General features: G+C 64.5%; 1 protein-coding gene. It reads right to left on the bottom strand.

Features of this window, described 5'->3' with window-relative positions; all coding sequences use genetic code 11:
* Nucleotides 1-21,052: non-ribosomal peptide synthase/polyketide synthase (locus tag FBY02_RS27205; protein ID WP_144931527.1), on the bottom strand; the 21,052-nt coding region annotated here is incomplete at both ends.

The raw sequence follows: 21,052 nt of genomic DNA, 5'->3' as shown, positions 1-21,052 counted from the left end.
TCGTGACCCGTGCCTCGAACAGGCCATGCAGGGTCAGGCCTTGCGGATAGTCGACGGCCGTCGCATTGAAGGCTTCCAGCAGGTGTTGGCGCTCAGCGTCTTGCAACAGCGGGATCTGCGCCACCAGGGCCTGCTCATCGGCCACCATGGCGCGCAGAATGCATTCGAGGTAACCGAGGTAGCGCTCCATCGTGGCCTGGTCGAACAGCGCCGTGGCGTACTCCAGCGAACCGAACAGGCGCCCATCGATCAGAGCCATGTCCAGCAACACATCGAACTTGGCGGTGCGGCTGGTCACCCCCAGTCCTTGCAGTGACAGCTCGGACAATTCCATCCCGCCGGTTTCATTGTTCTGCCACGACAGCATGGCCTGGAACACCGGGCTGTGGGACAGGCTGCGCAATGGCCGGACCACTTCCACCACCTGTTCGAACGGCAGATCCTGATGCGCCTGGGCGCCCAGGGTCTGGGCCTTGACCCGTTGCAGCAAGGTCTCGACGGTCAGTTCGGACGAAACCTCGACGCGCACCGCCAGGGTGTTGACGAACAAACCGATCAGGTCTTCCACCTCCGCCTGCATGCGGTTCGCCGTCGGAGTACCGATGACGACATCGTCCTGCCCGGACATCCGGCTCAGCAGCGCGGCCCACGCGGCCATCACCGTCATGAACAACGTGGCGCCATGGCGCTGGCTCAGGGCCTTGAGGCCTTCGGTCAACGCTTCGTCGAAGGCGATCCCCACCGCATGACCGGAATGATCCTGCTGGGCCGGCCGTGGCCGGTCCGTCGGCAAGGTCAGCAATGCCGGCGCGCCGGCCAGGGTGTCCTGCCAGTAACGTTCCTGGCGGCTCAACACCTCGCCGGTGAGCCAGCGCCGCTGCCAGATGGCGTAGTCGGCATATTGCACCGGCAAGGCCGGCAGCGGGTCGTCCTGGCCTTGGCTGAATGCCGCGTACAGCACGCCCAGCTCACGGGTCAGGACATCGGCGGACCAGCCGTCCGAGACAATGTGGTGCAGGGTCACCAGCAACGCATGGTCAGCATCGCCCATGCGCACCAGGCGACCACGGGCCAGCGGGCCACGGCTCAGGTCGAAGGCCTGCTGCGCCTCCTCCCCGGCCATGCGCGACAGCTCGGCCTCGGCATCCGGGTGGGCGGACAGGTCATGCCGCTTCAAGGCGAAACCGATGTCGGCCGGAGCAATGCGTTGCTCCACTTCCTGGCCCTGGACAAAGGTCGTGCGCAAGGCTTCGTGACGGGCGACGATGCGATCCAGGGCACGACCCAGGGCGGCGGTGTCCAGGGCACCGCGCAGACGCAGGCCGGTGGGGATGTGATACGCCGCGCTGGCGTTGTCCAGCTGCGCGAGGAACCACAGGCGTTGCTGGGCAAACGACAACGGCAGTGCCTGCTCACGGGACACCGGTACGATGTCCGGCCGGGCGCTGCGTGCCGCTCGGGCCAGCACCTGGGCCAGCGCGCTCAGCTCGGGTTGGGCAAAGACCTCGTTCAGGCTCAGTTCCACCCCCAATTGCTCGCGCACCTGGGCAATCAAGCGCATCACCAGCAACGAATGCCCGCCCAGCTCGAAGAAATGGTCGTGACGCCCCACCACTTCGACGTTGAGCATGCCCTGCCAGATCCGCGCCAGGGCGACTTCCGTGGCGCCTTGCGGCGCTACATGCACGCGACTGGCGAACGCGTCGGCATCCGGCGCCGGCAGTGCCTGGCGGTCGAGCTTGCGGTTCGGCGTCAGCGGCAGTGCGGCCAGGCTGACGAACGCACTTGGCACCATGTACTCGGCCAGCAGCGTCGACAGTTCCGAGCGCAAGGCGGCTGCGCTCAGGGTGACACCGCCCTGCAGCACGACATAGGCCACCAGGCGCTTGTCCCCCGGCGTGTCCTCACGCACGATCACCGCCGCTTCCTTGACCCCGGCGCAGTGGCCGAGCCTGGTTTCGATTTCACCCAGCTCGATACGGAATCCGCGCACCTTGACCTGAAAGTCATTGCGCCCCAGGTATTCGATACGTCCGTCCGGACGATAGCGGGCCAGGTCGCCGGTCTTGTACATGCGGGCGTCGGGCTGGTCACTGAATGGATCGAGGAGGAAGCGTTCGGCATTGATCGCATCGAGGTTCAGGTAACCCCGGGCCACGCCGTCACCACCGATGTAGATCTCTCCGGCCACCCCGAACGGCACCGGCTGACGGTGCCCGTCGAGCAGGTAGATACGGGTGTTGGCCATCGGCGTGCCGATGGTGGCGTTGCCGGCCGCGCCGTCGGCGTCGTAGTGCATGTAGGCGGCGGTGCACGAGACGGTCGCCTCGGTTGGACCATAGGTATTGATCAGTCGGGTATGGGCCGGGCGCACCGCGTCCCACATCTGCAGTTTCTGCATCGACAGGGCGTCACCGGTGACGTTGACCAGGCGCACGTCGCGCAGATGATCGCGGGCCTGTGCCGGCATGCTGTGCCATTCAGCCGCCAGGGAATGCCAATGTGCAGCGGTCAGGTGCACGAAGGTCGGCCGGATCCCGAGGTCCTGCCGCAACTCGACGCTACCGAACAATTGTCGGGTTGGCGCCAGGGTGGCACCGGCGATCAGCGCCGGGAAAATCTCTTCCACCGACAGGTCGAAGTTCAACGTGTTCTGCTGCAGCACCGTGTCGGCCGGCGTCAGTTCGAACAGGCGCGCGGCATCCACGCAGTAATTGACCAGGCCCCGGTGTTCGATCATCACGCCTTTGGGCGCACCGGTCGAACCCGAGGTGTAGATCACGTAGGCCAGGTGGCGCACGCCGAGGGTCGCCACCACCGGGTTGTCTTCACGGCCCGCGGCAATGCCGCTGCGCACCCGTTCGACGTAATCGAGTAGCACCACCGGCGCAGCCAGTGACGGCAGGCGGCCTTGCAGTGCGCGTTGGGTCAGCAGCGCTACCGGGGCACTGTCGGCGATCATGTAGGCCAATCGCTCGGCCGGATACGCCGGATCCAGCGGCACGTAACCGCCGCCGGCCTTGAGTACCGCCAACAGGCCCACCAGCATCTCGGCGCTGCGCTCGACACAAATCGCCACGCGGTCGTCCGGACGGATGCCCAGACCGATCAGGTGATGGGCCAATTGGTTGGCCTGGCGATTGAGTTCGGCGTAGCTCAGGCGCTCGCCTTCGAACACCACGGCAATGGCCTGCGGCCGGGTCGCGACCTGGGCCTCGAAGAGTTGATGGATGGTCTGTTCGCAGGGGTACGGTGCCTGGTTCGCGTTGAGTCCGACCAGCAAATGCTGGCGTTCGGTGTCGTCCACCAGCGCGATCTGCTCGATCAGCGTCTGGTCACTTGCCACCATGGCACGCACCATTCGCTCGAAATAACCGAGGTAACGCTGCACCGTGGCCTCGTCGAACAAGGCCGTGGCGTATTCCAGGGCGCCGAAGATCTGCCCCTGGGCCTCGCCGAGTTCCAGGGACAGGTCGAACTTGGCGATATTGTTCGCCACACCAAGGCTTTCGAGCTTCAGGTCGCCCAGCGCCAGTTCGCTGTTGTCCAGGGTCTGCCAGGACAACATGGCCTGGAACAGCGGGCTGTGGGACAGGCTGCGTACCGGATTGAGCACTTCCACCACCTGTTCGAACGGCAGGTCCTGATGCGCCTGGGCGCCAAGGGTCTGGTTCCTGACCCGCGCAAGCAAGGCCTCGACCGTCGGTGCGCCCGAAACGTCGATACGCACGGCCAGGGTGTTGACGAAGAAGCCAATCAACCCTTCGACTTCCGAACGTGTGCGGTTGGCCACCGGCGAACCGATCACCACGTCGTCCTGCCCGCAAAGGCGACTCAACAACGCCGCCCAAGCCGCCATCAACGTCATGTACAGGGTGACGCCATGACGCTGGCTCAAGGCTTTGAGATGGGCCGTCAGCTCGGCATCGAACGCCAGGGGCAGCGCCGCCCCGCTGTAGTCCTGCTGCGCCGGGCGCGCCCGGTCCGTGGGCAGCATCAACAATGCCGGCGCATCGGCCAGGGTTTGTCGCCAGTAGCTGCTCTGGGCCTGCAACACTTCGCCGCTCAGCCAGCGGCGTTGCCACAGGGCGTAGTCGCCGTATTGCACGGCCAGCGCCGGCAGCGGATCGTCCAGGTCATGCCGGAACGCTTCGTAGAGCGCGACCAGTTCCTTGACCAGCACCCCCATGGACCAGGCATCCGAAACGATGTGGTGCATGGTCACCAGCAGCACATGCTCCTCATCACCCAGGCGGATCAACCGGCCACGGATCAGCGGGCCGTGTTCCAGATCGAAGGCATCGACGGCTTCCCGTGCCGCCAAGGCATGCACTTCGGCTTCGGCATCGATCCGCTCGGAAAAGTCATGCTGCAGCAAGGCAAAACCGCTATCGGCCGCGGCGATACACTGCCGGGGCTCCTCGCCCTGGGCCTGTACGAAAGTCGTGCGCAACGCCTCATGACGGGCAACGATGCGATCCAGCGCCCGTTGCAGGGCGACGCGGTCCAACGTGCCGCGCAGACGCAGGCCGGCCGGCATGTGGTAGGCCGCACTGGCCCCTTCCATCTGCGCCAGGAACCACAGGCGCTGTTGGGCGAACGACAGCGGCAAGGATTCGTCGCGGGAGGCCCTGACGATCTCCGGCAATGTGCTGCGCCCGGCCTCGGACACGGCCTGCGCCAGGTCCATGAGTGCCGGATGGGCGAACAGAGCGGTCAGGCTCAGTTCCACCCCCAGGCGCAAACGGACCTGGGAAATCAACTGCATCGCCAGCAACGAATGACCACCCAGCTCAAAGAACTGGTCGTGACGACCAACCTGTTGCAGGCCCAGCAAGTCCTGCCAGATCTTCGCCAGGACGGTTTCAACTTCACCTTGTGGAGCTTCGTAGCCACGACTGATGACCGAATTCAGGTCCGGCGCCGGCAAGGCCTTGCGGTCGAGTTTGCCGTTGGGAGTCAGCGGCATGGCGTCGAGGTGCACGTAGGCCACCGGGACCATGTATTCCGGCAACTGCGCTTGCAGGTGACTGCGCAGGGTTTCGATGTCCACCGCTTCGGATTGAGTGAAATAAGCCACCAGACGTTTGTCGCCGGGTACGTCCTCGCGGGCCAGCACCACCGCTTCCTTCACGGCGTCGTGCTGGGCCAGCTTGGCTTCGATCTCGCCCAGTTCGATGCGGAAACCACGGATCTTCACCTGGTCGTCATTACGGCCCAGGTATTCGATATTGCCGTCGGGCAGGTAACGGCCGAGGTCGCCGGTCTTGTACATCCGGGCGTTTTTAGTGTTGCTGAATGGGTCGTTAAGGAAACGCTCGGCGGTCAGGTCATCACGATTGAGATAGCCACGGGCGACACCCGCGCCGCCAATGTAGATCTCGCCCGGTACGCCCAGCGGTACCGGTTGCTTATGTTCGTCCAGCAGATAGAACTGGGTGTTGGCGACCGGTTTGCCGATGTGCGCGGCAAACCCGTCTTCCCGGGCCATCGATACCCAACTGGAGTAAGTCGTGGTTTCCGAAGGACCGTAGAGGTTGCACAGGCGCTTGACCGCAGTCTGCTCGAACAACGCTTCCACCAGGCTGCGCTTGAGGGCTTCACCGGCCACGTTAACCGTGTCCACGCCCTCGCCCAGTCCACCGGCTTCCAGCAATGCCTTGAGTGCCGACGGCACAGTGTTGATCAGGGTGATGTCGTGCTCGCCGTGTTGCAGTTCCAGCACATTAGTGACCACTTCGATGCTGCCACCTGACGTCAGCGGCGCGAAGCACTCATAGACCGCCAGGTCGAAGTTCAGCGAAGTCGAGAACAGCGTCTTCGACAAGGTTTGCGCATCGAACGACCGATGCGCCCAGGTCAGGAAGTTCACCGTGTTGCGGTGTTCGATCATCACGCCTTTCGGCAACCCGGTAGAACCGGAGGTGTAGATCACGTAGGCCAGGTGCGCCGAAGTCAGCCCCGGGACCAACGGATTCGGCGCTGTTTCGTCCTGCCAGACACCCCTGTCGAGGTCGATCACCGGGACCGCCGTCTCACCCAACAAGCCTCGCGTGGCCGCCTGCACCAGGATCGCCGCCGGGGCGCTGTCTTCGAGCATGTAGGCAATGCGGTCCGCCGGGTAAGCCGGATCCAGCGGCACGTAACCGCCACCCGCCTTGAGGATCGCCAGCAAGCCTACGACCATGTCGATGCCGCGCTCGACGCAGATCGCCACCCGAGAATCCGGCTGCACACCCTGCTTGCGCAGGTAATGGGCCAACCGGTTGGCGAGCCCATTGAGCTCGCGATAGTTGAGCTGTTGCCGACCATGACGCACCGCCAGCGCATCCGGTGTGCGCCGCACCTGCTCCTCGAACAGCCCATGAATGGTCTGCTCCAGCGGGTATTCGGCCTCGGTGGCGTTGAACGCCACCAGCAATTGCTCGCGTTCGTCGGCAGGTACAATCGACAACTCGCGCAATGGAGCGTCAGGTGCGTGCTCCAGCGCCTGCACCAGGCTCTCCAGCGCCATATGCATGTAGCCGCAGACACGTTGCGCACCCACTTCGACCACCGCCTGGGCCGTCAGCAGGAAACCTTCGCCGAGGTCGTCGACGTTCAGGCACAACGGGTAATTGGTCCGCTCTTCCATGCCCAGGGTATGAATTCCGTGCCAGGCCGAGATGGCCTGCTCGGATGCGGCTTCACCAGCGCTGTGCCGGTAGTTCAACAGCGTGCTGAACAGCGGCAGCGAGGCCGGTACGCCGCTGCAGCGCTGGGCCAATGCCAGGGAAGCGTGTTCATGCCCCAACAATCCGCTCAATCGGGCGTGGGTGGCCTTCACGGCTGTACGGACACCGGTGTGCCCCACACTCACCCGCAGCGGTAAGGTGTTGATGAACATTCCCAGCGCGCGGTCGGCACCGTCGCCGCCCTGCATCCGGCCCATCAGTACGGTGCCGAACACCACTTCCTCACGCCCCGAGACACGCCCGACCACTTGGGCCCAGGCCAGGTGGACCAGGCTCGCCGCACTCACGCCGAGCTGACGGGCCTGCGCCCGCAAGCGCTGGGCCAATGCCGCATCCACGCCTTGTTGCACTTCTTCGATGCCGCTGCCATCGCCTTGCACATTCAGCAGGCCGAACGGCAGCGTCGGTTCGTCGATATCGCCCAGCATGTCGCGGAAGAACGCTTCGTGCTGTTCGCGACTCACGCCCAACCGGGCCTGGGCGACATGGTTGCGGTACGGCACAGCCGGTGCGAGCAGCTCCGCCTGGTCCAGCAGACTGGCCTGCATTTCATGCACCACCACCTCAAGGGCGGTGTGGTCCAGCGCCACGTGATGGAACAGCAGCATGCCGACCCAGCGCTGATTGGCCAGATCCTGGGCATAGGCCAGCCGCATCAACGGTGCCTGGGCAATGTCGAGCCGGTAGTGACGCGGGTCGAAGCGTTCGTGCAACTGCTGCACTGCGTCGCCTGCCGCCGGATCCAGCCCGACTTCTTCAAGGGCCAGCGTCGCATGGCGCCAGACCACTTGCACCGGTGACTCCAGGCCCTGCCAGGCCATGCTGGTGCGCAGGATGTCGTTACGCGACACCACGCTCTGCAAGGCCTGGGCAAAGGCTTGCAGGCGTTCGCGGCTGTCAAAGCCGAACATCACCTGCAACACGTAGGGATCGCCCTGCTCCGCGGCCAGGTGATGGTAGAGAATGCCTTCCTGCAACGGCGCCAGGGCATAGATATCCTGCACGTTGGCAACGCCGCCGGGCACCGTTGCGACGATCCGGTCGATGGCTTCCTGGTCCAGGTCGGCCAGCGGCAGCATGTCCGGGGTGATTCGCGTGCAGCCGTCCGGAATCAGGTTCTCCGGCACCACGACTTCCGTGTGCCCACCCACCGCAGCGGCCAGCGCGGCCAACGTTGGCTGACTGAACAGCACGCGCACATCGGCGCTCAGGTCCATCTGGCGCATGCGCTCGATCAACTTCACCGCCAGCAGCGAGTGGCCGCCCAGTTCGAAGAAGTTGTCGTGGCGCCCCACTTGTTCAAGCTTGAGCAAGTCCTGCCAGATCCGGGCAATGGCGCTTTCTACTTCCCCTTGGGGAGCTTCGTATTCACGGCTGATCACCGCCGACTGATCCGGTGCCGGCAAGGCCTTGCGGTCCAACTTGCCATTGGTGGTCAGCGGGAAGGCTTCGAGCATCACGAAGGCACTCGGCACCATGTAGTCGGCCAGCGAGCCCAGCAACTGCGTGCGCAGCTCGGCAGCCGCTGGCTGCGCGTCTTCCTTGGCGATGACGTAGGCCACCAGGCGCTTGTCCCCCGGCTCGTCTTCGCGAGCGATGACCACCGCCTCGCTGACCCCGTCGCAAGTCGCCAGCGCCGCTTCGATCTCGCCCAGTTCGATACGGAAGCCGCGGATCTTCACCTGGTCATCGTTACGCCCCAGGTATTCGATGCTGCCATCCGCCAACCAGCGACCCAGGTCTCCGGTCTTGTACATGCGGGCGTTCGGCTCATCGCTGAACGGATTTTTCAGGAAACGCTCCGCCGTCAGCTCGTCGCGGTTCAGATAGCCTCGGCTGACGCCCGCGCCACCGACGTACATCTCACCCACCACGCCCACCGGCACCGGCTCGCGCTGGGCATCGAGTACGTACAGTTGCAGGTCGGGAATACGCCCGCCAATCGGGCTGACGCCGACCAACTGCGCATCCGCCGCGCACAGTGCACGGTAGGTCACGTGCACCGTGGTTTCGGTGATGCCGTACATGTTGACCAATTGCGTGCCGGCGTTGATTTCGCGGGCGTACCACGGCTTGAGAATGCCGGTTTCCAACGCCTCGCCGCCGAAAATCACCTGGCGCAGGCTGTGCTTCAGCTCGCTTTCGCCCTGGGCCGCGATCAACTGGCGGAACGCGCTTGGCGTCTGGTTCAACACCGTGACGCCGGCCTGGCACAACAGCGCATAGCATTCCTGCGGCGAGCGGCTGACCAGTTGCGGTACCACCAGCAGGCGACCGCCGTGGGTCAGCGCACCCCAGATTTCCCAGACCGAGAAGTCGAAGGCGAAGGAGTGGAACAGTGCCCAGACGTCCTGCGGGCCGAAGTCGAACCACGGTTGCGTGGCCGAGAACAGCCGCGCGACGTTGCGATGCTCGACCATCACGCCTTTGGGCAAGCCGGTGGAACCGGAGGTGTAGATCACATAAGCCAGATGACTGGAATTCAACCCCGCCACCTGCGGATTACGGACGGATTGCGCCTGCCAATCGCCACCTTCGAGATCGACCACAGGCAACGAAATGTCGGCCAACAAGCGACGTGTCGCGGTCTGTACCAACACGGCCACAGGCGCACTGTCCTGCAACAGGTAGGCGAGACGTTCGGTCGGATAGGCCGGATCCAGCGGCACATAACCCGCGCCCGCCTTGAGGATGCCCAACAGGCCGACGATCATGTCCAGGCCACGCTCGACACAGATCGCCACCCGGTCATCCGGGCGGATGCCCAGGGCCAGCAAATGATGGGCGAGTTGGTTGGCCCGGTTATTGAGCTCACCGTAGGTCAGCGTCCGGCTCTCGAACACCACGGCCACGGCATCAGGTTGTGCCGCCGCACAAGCCTCGAACTGCCCATGGATCAGTGCATTGTCGGCGTAGGCCACATCCGCAGCATTCCAGGTTTCCAGCAACTGCCGACGCTCGGCCGGCGGCAGGATCTGCAACCCGTGCAACGGCGCCAGGGGCGATTGTTCCAGCGCCTGCACCAGATGCTCCAGGACCGTTTGCACATAGTTGCAGATACGTCCGGCGCCTATGGGCTCCTGGGCCATGACCGTCAGGTTGAAGTCTTCGCCCAGGTCATCCACCGACAACGACAGCGGATAGTTGGTCCGCTCTTCGCCGCCCAGAACCTGGATACCTTCCCAGGCCGCGATGGCTTCGCTGGAGGCCGTCTGCGCACCGAGGTGGCGATAGTTCAGCAGCGCGCTGAACAACGGTGCCGGCGCGGTTACGCCACTGCAACGCTGGGCCAGAACCAAAGAGGCATGCTCATGGCCGAGCAACGCGGTCAAGCGTGCATGGGTCGCCTTGACCCCGGCACGTACACCTTGCGCCCCCAGCTCCACACGCAGCGGCAAGGTGTTGATGAACATCCCCAGTGCCCGGTCGGCCCCCTCGCCGCCTTGCATCCGGCCCAGCAACACGGTGCCGAACACGACATCGTCCTTGCCCGAGACACGCCCCAGCACCTGTGCCCAGGCCAGGTGATACAGGCTCGCCGCACTCACCCCGAGTTGACGGGCCTGGGTCCGCAGGCGCCGGCTGAGCGCGCCATCGACCGGCTGGCGGACTTCTTCGATCCCACGTCCGTCGCCCTGCACATCCTGCAGGCCGAACGGCAATGTCGGCTCGGTCACATCGCCCAGCATCTCGCGGAAGAATCCTTCGTGTTCCTCGCGGCTGATGCCCAGCCGCGCCTGGGCCACGTAGTTGCGGTACGGCACCGAGGCTGCCAGCAGATGCTCGCGCCCCATCACATGGGCTTCGATTTCCGCCGTGAGCATGGCCAGGGACGTCGCGTCATCGACCATGTGATGGAACAGCAGCATGCCGACCCAGCGATTGTTCGCCACGTCCTCGGCATAGCCGATACGCATCATCGGCGCCTGGCGGATGTCCAGGCGATAATGCCGTGGGTCCAGGTGCTCGCGCAGTTGTTGCGCGATATCCCCCGCCGCCGGGTCCAGCACGACCTCATCAAGCCCCAACTGCGCCTCGCGCCAGACCACCTGCACCGGCTCGTCCAGCCCTTCCCAGACCACGCCGGTGCGCAGGATATCGTGGCGGGACACCACGCTTTGCAACGCCCTGGCGAAGTCGTCCAACCGGGAGCGGCTGTCGAAAGTGAACTGCACATATTGCAGATAGGGGTCGCCCTGGGCCGCAGCGAGGTGGTGATACAGAATGCCTTCCTGCAACGGCGCGAGGGCGTAGATGTCCTGCACGTTGCCCACACCACCGGGCACTGAGGCGACGACGCGGTCGATACCGTCCTGATCCAGATCGACCAGTGGCAACATGTCCGGAGTGATCCGCGAGCAGTCGACGGGGATGAGGTTGGCCGGCACCACGATTTCGCGCACGCCGCCTACGGCCGCCGCCAATGCAGCCAGCGTCGGCTGGCCGAACAGCACGCGGACGTCGGCAGCCAGGTCGATCTGGCGCATGCGCTCGACCAGCTTCACTGCCAGCAGCGAATGGCCACCCATTTCAAAGAAATGGTCATGACGGCCGACCTGCTCCACCTGCAGCAGCTCTTGCCAGATTCGCGCAATCGCCGTCTCGACCTCGCCTTGGGGCGCCTCGTATTCACGGGTCACCACCGAGGACTGGTCGGGCACCGGCAACGCCTTGCGGTCCAGTTTGCCGTTGGTGGTCAGCGGGAATACCGTCAACATCACGAACGCGCTGGGTACCATGTATTCCGCCAGGGAACCCAACAGCTCGGCGCGCAATTCGGCCGCCGACGGCGGCTCGCCCTCTTCGGCAATCACATAGGCCACCAGGCGCTGGTCACCCGGGATGTCCTGGCGCGCCAGGACCACGGCTTCGCGCACGCCGTTGCAGGCAGCCAGCTTGGCCTCGATCTCACCCAATTCGATACGGAAGCCGCGGATCTTCACCTGGTCATCGTTACGCCCGAGGTATTCGATACTGCCGTCCGCCAGCCAGCGACCGAGGTCACCGGTCTTGTACATGCGGGCGTTCGGCTCATCGCTGAACGGGTTGTCGAGGAAACGCTCGGCGGTCAGCTCATCGCGATTCAGATAACCACGGCTCACACCCGCGCCACCGACGTACATTTCGCCGACCACACCGACCGGCACGGGTTCGCGTTGAGCGTCGAGCACATACAACTGCAAGTCAGGGATACGTTTGCCGATGGGGCTGACACCGGTCAGTTGGGCGTCGGCAGCACACAGCGCACGGTAGGTCACGTGCACGGTGGTTTCGGTGATGCCGTACATGTTCACCAGTTGCGTGCGGGCATTGATTTCACGGGCATACCAGGGTTTGAGGATGCCGGTTTCCAGCGCCTCGCCGCCGAAGATTACCTGCCGCAGGCTGTGCTCCAGGTCGCTCTCGCCCTGGGCCGCGATCAACTGGCGGAAAGCGCTCGGCGTCTGGTTGAGGATAGTCACCCCCGCCTCGCACAGCAGCGCATAGCAGTATTGCGGGGAGCGGCTGACCAGTTGCGGCACCACCAGCAGGCGACCGCCCTGGGTCAATGCACCCCAGATTTCCCAGACCGAGAAGTCGAAGGCGAAGGAATGGAACAGCGCCCACACGTCTTGCGGGCCGAAGTCGAACCACGGCTGGGTGGCCGAGAACAGCCGCGCAACGTTGCGGTGCTCGACCATCACGCCTTTGGGCAAGCCGGTGGAACCGGAGGTGTAGATCACATAGGCCAGGTGACTGGCCTCAAGGCCCGGCACATCCGGGTTATGCCGTGGCTGCTGCTCCATTTCGCCGGCTTCGAGCGGATCGAGCAGCACGGTCGGCACGTTCAATGGCGGCAGGGTTTCACGCCATTCCCGCTGGGTCACCAGCGCTACCGGGCTGCTGTCGTGCAACATGTAGGCGATGCGTTCCGCCGGATAGGCCGGGTCCAGCGGCACATAGCCCGCCCCCGCCTTGAGGATGCCCAACAGGCCGACGATCATGTCCAGGCCGCGCTCGACACAGATCGCCACCCGGTCGTCCGGGCGAATCCCCTCGGCCAACAGGCTGTGGGCCAACTGGTTGGCGCGAGCATTGAGCTGGCCATAAGTCAGCGTCTGCTCTTCATGGATCACCGCCACGGCGTCAGGCTGGGCCATGGCCCAGGCTTCGAACTGACGATGGATCAGGGCGTCTGCGGTATATTCGGCGTCCCGGGTGTTCCAGGTTTCCAGCAATTGCCGGCGTTCGGCTGGCGGCAGGACCGTCAACGCGTGCAGCGCAGTGTGCGGCGCTTGCTCCAGGGCGGTGACCAGACTATCCAGTGCCATCTGCATGTAGCCACAGATGCGTGCGGCACCGATCGAGGTGTCGACCAGGGCCGTGAGGGAGAAGCCTTCCCCCAGGTCGTCGACGTTGAGGGTCAGTGGGTAGTTGGTGCGTTCGTCACCATTGAGCGCCTCGATCCCATTCCAGGCCGAGAGGCCATCCTGGGTCACCTCGGCGGCGCTATGACGGTAGTTGAGCAAGGCGCTGAACAGCGGCGTCGGTGCCGCCACGCCACTGCAACGCTGGGCGAGCGCCAGGGAGGCATGTTCATGGCCCAGCAGTTCCGTCAGTCGGGCGTGGGTCGCCTTGACTCCGGTACGAACATCCTGGGCGCCCACGTCCACGCGCAACGGCAAGGTGTTGATGAACATTCCCAGCGCCCGGTCGGCCCCTTCGCCGCCCTGCATCCGGCCCAGCAATACCGTGCCGAACACCACTTCCTGGCTGCCGGACACTTTGCCCAGCACCTGTGCCCAGGCCAGGTGCACCAGGCTGGCGGCACTGACGCCCAATTGCCGGGCCTGGGCCCGCAAACGCCTGGATAGCGCAAGATCCACCGGCTCGCGGATCTCATCGATGCCATGGCCGTCCCCCTGCACATCCTGCAAGCCGAAGGGCAGTGTCGGCTCGTCGATATCGCCCAGCATGTCGCGGAAGAACGCCTCGTGCTCCGCCTCGCTCGCCCCCAGTCGGGCCTGGGCCACATAGTTGCGATAAGGCATCGCTTCGCCCAATCGCTCGCCTTGCCCCAGCAGGTGCAGCTGCATTTCATGCTGCATCACATCCAGCGCGGTATGGTCCAGCGCCATGTGGTGGAACAGCAGGATCGCCAGCCAACGGTCATGGGCCTCATCCTGGGCGTAGATCAACTGCAGCATCGGCGCACGGCGCAAGTCCAGACGGTAGTGGCGTGCATCGAAGCGGCTCGCCAGTTGCGTGGCGACATCACCGGCCGTGGCATCGGCTTCGAAGCGCTGCGGCTCCAGCAGAACCTTGCGCCAGACCATCTGCAGCGGTTCGTCCAGGCCTTCCCAGGCCACACTGGTGCGCAGGATGTCATGGCGGTCGATCACCACCTGCAGCGCTTCGACGAACGCCTCGAAGCGCTGGAAGCTGTCGAAGGCGAACTGCGACTGCAGCACATAGGGGTCGCCCTGCTCGGCGGCCAAGTGGTGATAGAGGATGCCTTCCTGTAGCGGCGCCAGCGGGTAGATGTCCTGCACGTTGCGCGCACCGCCCGGTACCGTCGATACCAGGCGATCGATCGCGTCCTGGGTCAGGTTGACCAGCGGCAGCAGCTCGGGCGTGATGTGCTCGCACTCGGAGGGGATACGGTTTTCCGGCACGCTGATTTCCTTGCCACTGCCGATGGCAGCGGCCAGTGCCGCCAGTGTCGGCTGGCTGAACAGCACACGCACGTCAGCGCTCAGGCCCGCTTGACGCATGCGTTCGATCAGGGTCACCGCCAACAGCGAATGACCGCCCAGTTCGAAGAAGTGATCGTGACGACCGATCTGCTCGACCTTGAGCACCTCGGCCCAGAGCCGGGCCAGGGTCTGTTCCACTTCGCCTTGTGGAGCTTCGTATTCACGGCTGGCATACGCCTCGGCGTCCGGAGCCGGCAGTGCACGGCGGTCCAGCTTGCCATTGGCGGTCAGCGGGAACGACGGCAATACGACGAAGGCACTGGGCACCATGTACTCGGCCAGCGTGCTCGCCAGTTGGCTACGCAGCGCGTGCACCGATAACGTGACACCCTCTTCAGGGATGACATAACCCACCAGGCGTTTAGGTCCGTTGTCGTCCTGCCGCGCCAGCACCACAGCGTCTTTCACGCCGGCGCATTGGCCCAAGCGGGCTTCGATCTCGCCCAGTTCGATACGGAAACCACGGATCTTCACCTGGTCGTCGTTACGCCCCAGGTAATCCACGGCTCCGTCAGCACGCCAGCGTGCCAGGTCGCCGGTGCGATAGAGCAAGGCCGCCGGATCGGCGCTGAACGGGTCGGCGACGAACTTCTCGGCGGTCAGCTCGGGGCGATTCAGATACCCTTTCGCCACACCATCGCCACCGATGTACAACTCGCCCGCTACACCCACCGGCACCGGCTGCTGGTTCGCATCCAGCACATAGACGCGGGTGTTGCCGATCGGATGCCCAATCGGGATACCGCCCTCGCCCACGCCCTTGATTTCGTAAGTGGTGGTGAAGGTCGTGGCTTCGGTCGGGCCATAACCGTTGAGCAGATGCTGCGGCGCGCCGTCTTTCAGCACCCGCGCGATCACCGCCGGATCCAGCACGTCGCCACCCACGATCAGGTAACGCAGTTGCTTGAACACCGGCAGCAGGCCGTCGGCGTACTGATGGAACAGCCCTGCGGTCATCCACAGCACGCTGACCGACTGCTCGGTCAACAGCGCGGCAAAATGTTCCCGGGACAGCAACACATCCTGCTCGACCACCACCACACACCCGCCGTTGAGCAGAGGCGCCCAAACGTCCAGGGTGCTGGCATCGAAAGCCGGGTTCGAGGCGAACGCCACTCGGTCTTGCTGGTTGAAGTCGGCGTAGCCGTTGTTGATCACCAAACGGTTGATCGCCCGATGCGGCACCAGCACGCCCTTCGGCATCCCGGTGGAGCCGGAGGTGTACATGATGTAAGCGACGGATTCGGCGCTCTGCATCAGGTTCAGGTCGTCAGAGGTTTCTTCCAGCACCACGGTGTCCAGGTCCACCCGCGTCATCTCTTGCGGTGTGGTCGTAGCGCTCAGGGTCAGCAGGATTCGCGCGCCGCTGTCCTGCACCATGAATTCCTGGCGTTCCAGGGGCGCGTGGATGTCCAGCGGCACATAGACGGCAGCACACTTGAGCACCGCCAGTTGGCTGACCAGCAGATCGATCGAACGCTCCAGCAGGATCGCCACGCGCTCGCCCGGCTTGATGCCAAGATCGATCAGGTGACGGGCCAGGCGATTGGCCCGGCCGTTCAATTCAGCGTAGGCCAGGCTCTGCCCGTTGTGCACGACCGCCGGTGCCTCGGGGCTGACCTGGACCTGTGCTTCGAACAACCCATGGACGGTCCTGTCCCGTGGAAAGCTGCGAGTGGTCGCGTTGAAATCCACCAGCAATTGCCGACGTTCGGCCGGTGGCAGGATCGACAAGCTGTCCAGGCACGTCTGCGGGGCCTGCTCCAAGGCCTTCACCAAGTGCTCCAGCGCAATGTTCATATAGGCGCAGACCCGCTGTGCGCCGATCTGCGGCACGGCCAGCGCGGTCAGCAGGAAGTCTTCACCCAGGTCATCCACCGACAGGGTCAGTGGGTAGTTGGTGCGTTCTTCGTTGCTCAGGATCTCGATACCATCCCAAGCGGCCAGGGCGTCGTTCGACGTGACCGCAGCGGCGCTATGCCGGTAGTTGAGCAAGGCACTGAACAGCGGCATCGGCGCGACTACGCCACTGCAGCGCTGGGCCAGCGCCAGAGAGGCGTGCTCATGGCCGAGCAGACCGGTCAATCGAGCGTGGGCCGCCTTCACGCCGCTGCGTACATCCCGCGTGCCCACGTCCACCCGCAGCGGCAAGGTGTTGATGAACATGCCCAGCGCACGTTCGGCACCGTCACCGCCCTGCATCCGGCCCATCAACACGGTGCCGAACACCACGTCCTGTTTGCCGGACACCCGGCCCAGCACCTGGGCCCAGGCCAGATGGTGCAGGCTCGCCGCGCTCACGCCCAACTCACGGGCCTGGGCCCGCAGGCGACGGCTCAGGTCGCCGGACAGCGGCAAGCCGGCCTCTTCGATATCGCTGCCGTCGCCGCGAACATCCTGCACGCCGAACGGCAGGGTCGGCTCGTCGACGTCACCGAGCATGTCGCGGAAGAACGCTTCATGCTCCTCGCGACTGACGCCCCGGCGAGCCTGGGCCACGTAGTTGCGGAACGGCACCGCCTCGCCCAACTGGTCGGCCTGGCCCAGCAGGTGGGCCTGCATCTCGTGGCGCACCAGTTCCAGCGCCGTGTGGTCGAGGGCCATGTGGTGGAACAGCAGGATCGCCACCCAGCGCTGGTTGGGCTGGTCTTCTGCGAACGCAATGCGCATCAGCGGCGCCTGTTGCATATCGAGGCGGTAATGCAGCGTGTCGAATCGCTCGCGCAACTGCCCGGCGATATCCCCGGCACCCGCCGCCAGCACCACCTCTTCCACCGCCAGTTGCGCCTTGCGCCAGACCACCTGCACCGGCTCATCCAGGCCCTCCCAGACCACCGAGGTGCGCAGAATGTCATGACGGTCGATGACACCCTGCAGTGCATGGGCAAAGGCGTCCAGCCGCTCGGGATCGGCAACGGTGAACGTGGCTTGCAACACGTAGGGATCGCCCGACGGCGCGGCGATATGGTGGTAGAGAATGCCCTCTTGCAACGGCGCCAACGGGTAGATGTCCTGCACGTTGCGCGCGCCGCCCGGCACCGTGTCCACAATGCGGTCGATGGCGTGCTGGTCCAGTTCCACCAGGGGCAGCATCGGCGGCGTGATTCGCGTGCAACCGAGCAGGATGCCGTTGTCCGGTACCTGGATTTCGCTGCCGCTACCCACCGCTGCCGCCAGCGCCATCAAGGTCGGCTGGCCGAACAGCACGCGCACGTCGGCGCTCAAACCGACCTGACGCATCCGCCCGATCAGGCTGACGGCCAGCAGCGAGTGGCCGCCGAGTTCGAAGAAGTGATCATGACGACCGACACGTTCGACCTTGAGCAGGTCCTGCCAGATCTGCGCCAGGGTGGTTTCAACTTCGCCTTGCGGGGCTTCGTAGCCACGGGTAATCAGTGCATCGTGTTCCGGGGCCGGCAAGGCCTTGCGGTCGAGTTTGCCGTTGGGAGTCAGGGGCAGTGCGTCGAGGTGTACGTAGGCCACGGGGACCATGTAGGCCGGCAACTGTGCTTGCAGGTGGCTGCGCAGGGTTTCGATGTCCACCTCTTCGGATTGGGTGAAATAAGCCACCAGACGTTTATCGCCAGGCACGTCCTCACGGGCGAGCACCACCGCTTCCTTCACGGCGTCGTGCTGGGCCAGCTTGGCTTCGATCTCGCCCAGTTCAATACGGAAACCACGGATCTTCACCTGGTCGTCGTTACGGCCCAGGTATTCGATATTGCCGTCCGCCAGGTAGCGGCCGAGGTCGCCGGTCTTGTACATCCGGGCGTTCGGTTCACGGCTGAACGGATCCTTGAGGAAGCGTTCGGCAGTGAGGTCATCACGGTTCAGGTAACCCCGCGCGACACCGGCACCACCGATGTAGATTTCCCCTGGGACGCCCAGCGGTACGGGCTGTTTGTGTTCATCCAGCAGGTAGAACTGGGTGTTGGCGACCGGCTTACCGATGTGCGCGGCAAAACCGTCCTCACGGACCATGGACACCCAACTCGAATAGGTCGTGGTTTCCGAAGGACCATAGAGGTTGCACAGGCGCTTGACCGAAGTCTGCTCGAACAACGCCTCCACCAGACTGCGCTTGAGCGCTTCACCGGCCACGTTCACCGTGTCCACGCCCTCGCCCAGACCACCGGATTCCAGCAACGCCTTGAGCGCCGACGGCACAGTGTTGATCAAGGTGATGTCGTGCTCGCCCTGTTGCAGTTCAAGCACATTAGTGACCACCTCGATGCTGCCGCCACTAGTCAACGGTGCAAAGCACTCATAGACCGCCAGGTCGAAGTTCAGCGAGGTCGAGAACAGGGTTTTCGACAGCGTTTGAGCGTCGAACGAACGATGCGCCCAGGTCAGGAAATTCACCGTGTTGCGGTGCTCGATCATCACGCCTTTCGGCAACCCGGTGGAGCCGGAGGTGTAGATCACATAGGCCAGATGCGACGAGGTCAGCTCAGGCACCTGCGGATTCGAGACGGACTCGTCCTGCCACAGCCCGCTACCCAAATCAATCACAGGCATCGAAGCATCGGCCAACAAACCAACCGTCGCCGTCTGGGCCAGGACCACCGCCGGCGCGCTGTCTTCCAGCATGTAGGCAATCCGATCCGCCGGATAGGCCGGATCCAGCGGCACGTAACCGCCGCCCGCCTTGAGGATCGCCAGCAACCCGACCACCATGTCGAGGCCACGCTCGACGCAGATTGCCACCCGCGAATCCGGCCTCACACCCTGCCCGCGCAGGTAGTGCGCCAACTGGTTGGCCCGCTCGTTCAACTCGGCATAGCTCAGGCGCTGATCGCCATGCAGCACTGCCAGCGCATCCGGCGTACGCTGCACCTGTTCCTCGAACAACCCATGGACGGTCTGCTCCAGCGGATATTCAGCGTCGGTGGCGTTGAACGTCACCAGCAACTGCTCGCGCTCCGCTTCAGGCAGGATCGGCAAGCGATACAAGGCGGCCTGGGGCGTCTGCTCCAGCGCCTCCACCAGTTTTTCCAGGGCCGTGTGCATGTACCCGCAGACCCGCTGCGCGCCAATCTGCACTGCCACCAGCACCGTCAGGCTGAAACCGTTGCCCAGGTCGTCGACGTTCAAGGTCAGCGGGTAGTTGGTGCGCTCTTCGCCATTCAGGGCATGGATACCCTGCCATGCGTCCGTCGCCTGCGCCGAAACCGAGCCCGTGGCGCTGTGTCGATAGTTGAGCAAAGCGCTGAACAGCGGCAACGGTGCCGCTACGCCACTGCAGCGCTGGGCCAACGCCAGGGAGGCATGCTCATGGCCCAACAGCGAAGTCAACCGGGCATGGACGGCCTTGACGCCCGCCCGCACACCCTGCTGCCCCACTTGAACCCGCAATGGCAGGGTGTTGATGAACATCCCCAGGGCACGCTCGGTATCGGCGCCGCCCTGCATCCGCCCCATCAGCACTGTGCCGAATACCACATCCTGCTTACCGGACACCTTGCCCAGCACCTGGGCCCAGGCCAGGTGCACCAGGCTGGCGACGCTGACGCCCAACTGACGGGCCTGGGCCCGCAGACGCAAGTCCAGGGAAGCCTCCACCGACTGTCCGGCCTCTTCAATGCCGTGGCCACCGCCCTGCACATCCTGCAGGCCGAACGGCAATGTCGGTTCATCGACATCGCCGAGCATCTCACGGAAAAACACCTCGTGTTCTTCCCGGCTCATGCCCAGGCGTGCCTGGGCCACATAATTACGATAGGGCACGGCGTCAGCCAGTTGCCCGGCGTCGCCCATCAGGTGCGCCTGCATCTCGTACTGCACCACTTCCAGCGCCGTGTGGTCGAGCGCCATGTGATGGAACAGCAGCGTCGCGACCAATCGATGATTGGCGGCATCCTGTCCATAGGCCAGGCGCATCAGGGGTGCCTGGCTGACATCCAGGCGATGGTGTCGTGGGTCGAAGCGCTGTTGCAGCTGTGCCACGGCATCACCGGCGGCCGGATCGAGGTCGACCGCTTCAACGTGCAGCTTCGCCTCGCGCCAGACCACTTGCACCGGCGACTCCAAGCCTTCCCAGACCACGCTGGTGCGCAGGATGTCGTGACGATCGATCACCCCCTGCAACGCCTCGACGAACGCATCGAGCCGTTCGCGGTGATCGAAGGCAAACTGCGACTGCAAGACATACAGATCGCCCTGTTCAGCCGAAAGGTGGTGGAAGAAGATGCCTTCCTGCAGCGGCGCCAGCGGATAGATATCCTGCACATTGGCCGCGCCACCCGGCACCGTGTCCACAATGCGGTCGATGGTTTGCTGGTCCAGTTCCACCAGGGGCAGCATCGACGGCGTGATCCCCGTGCAGCCCGGTTGGATGCCGTTGTCCGGTACCTGGATTTCGCTGCCGCTACCCACCGCTGCCGCCAGCGCCATCAAGGTCGGCTGGCCGAACAGCACGCGCACGTCGGCGCTCAAACCGACCTGACGCATCCGCCCGATCAGGCTGACAGCCAGCAACGAGTGGCCACCGAGTTCGAAGAAGTGATCGTGACGACCGACGCGCTCGATCTTGAGCAGGTCTTGCCAGATCTGCGCCAGGGTGGTTTCAACTTCGCCTTGCGG

The sequence above is a fragment of the Pseudomonas sp. SJZ078 genome (assembly GCF_007828255.1).
Classification (GTDB): Bacteria; Pseudomonadota; Gammaproteobacteria; order Pseudomonadales; family Pseudomonadaceae; genus Aquipseudomonas.
The sequence above is the reverse complement of the archived record's forward strand: the minus strand, read 5'-3'. Positions and strand labels throughout refer to the sequence as shown.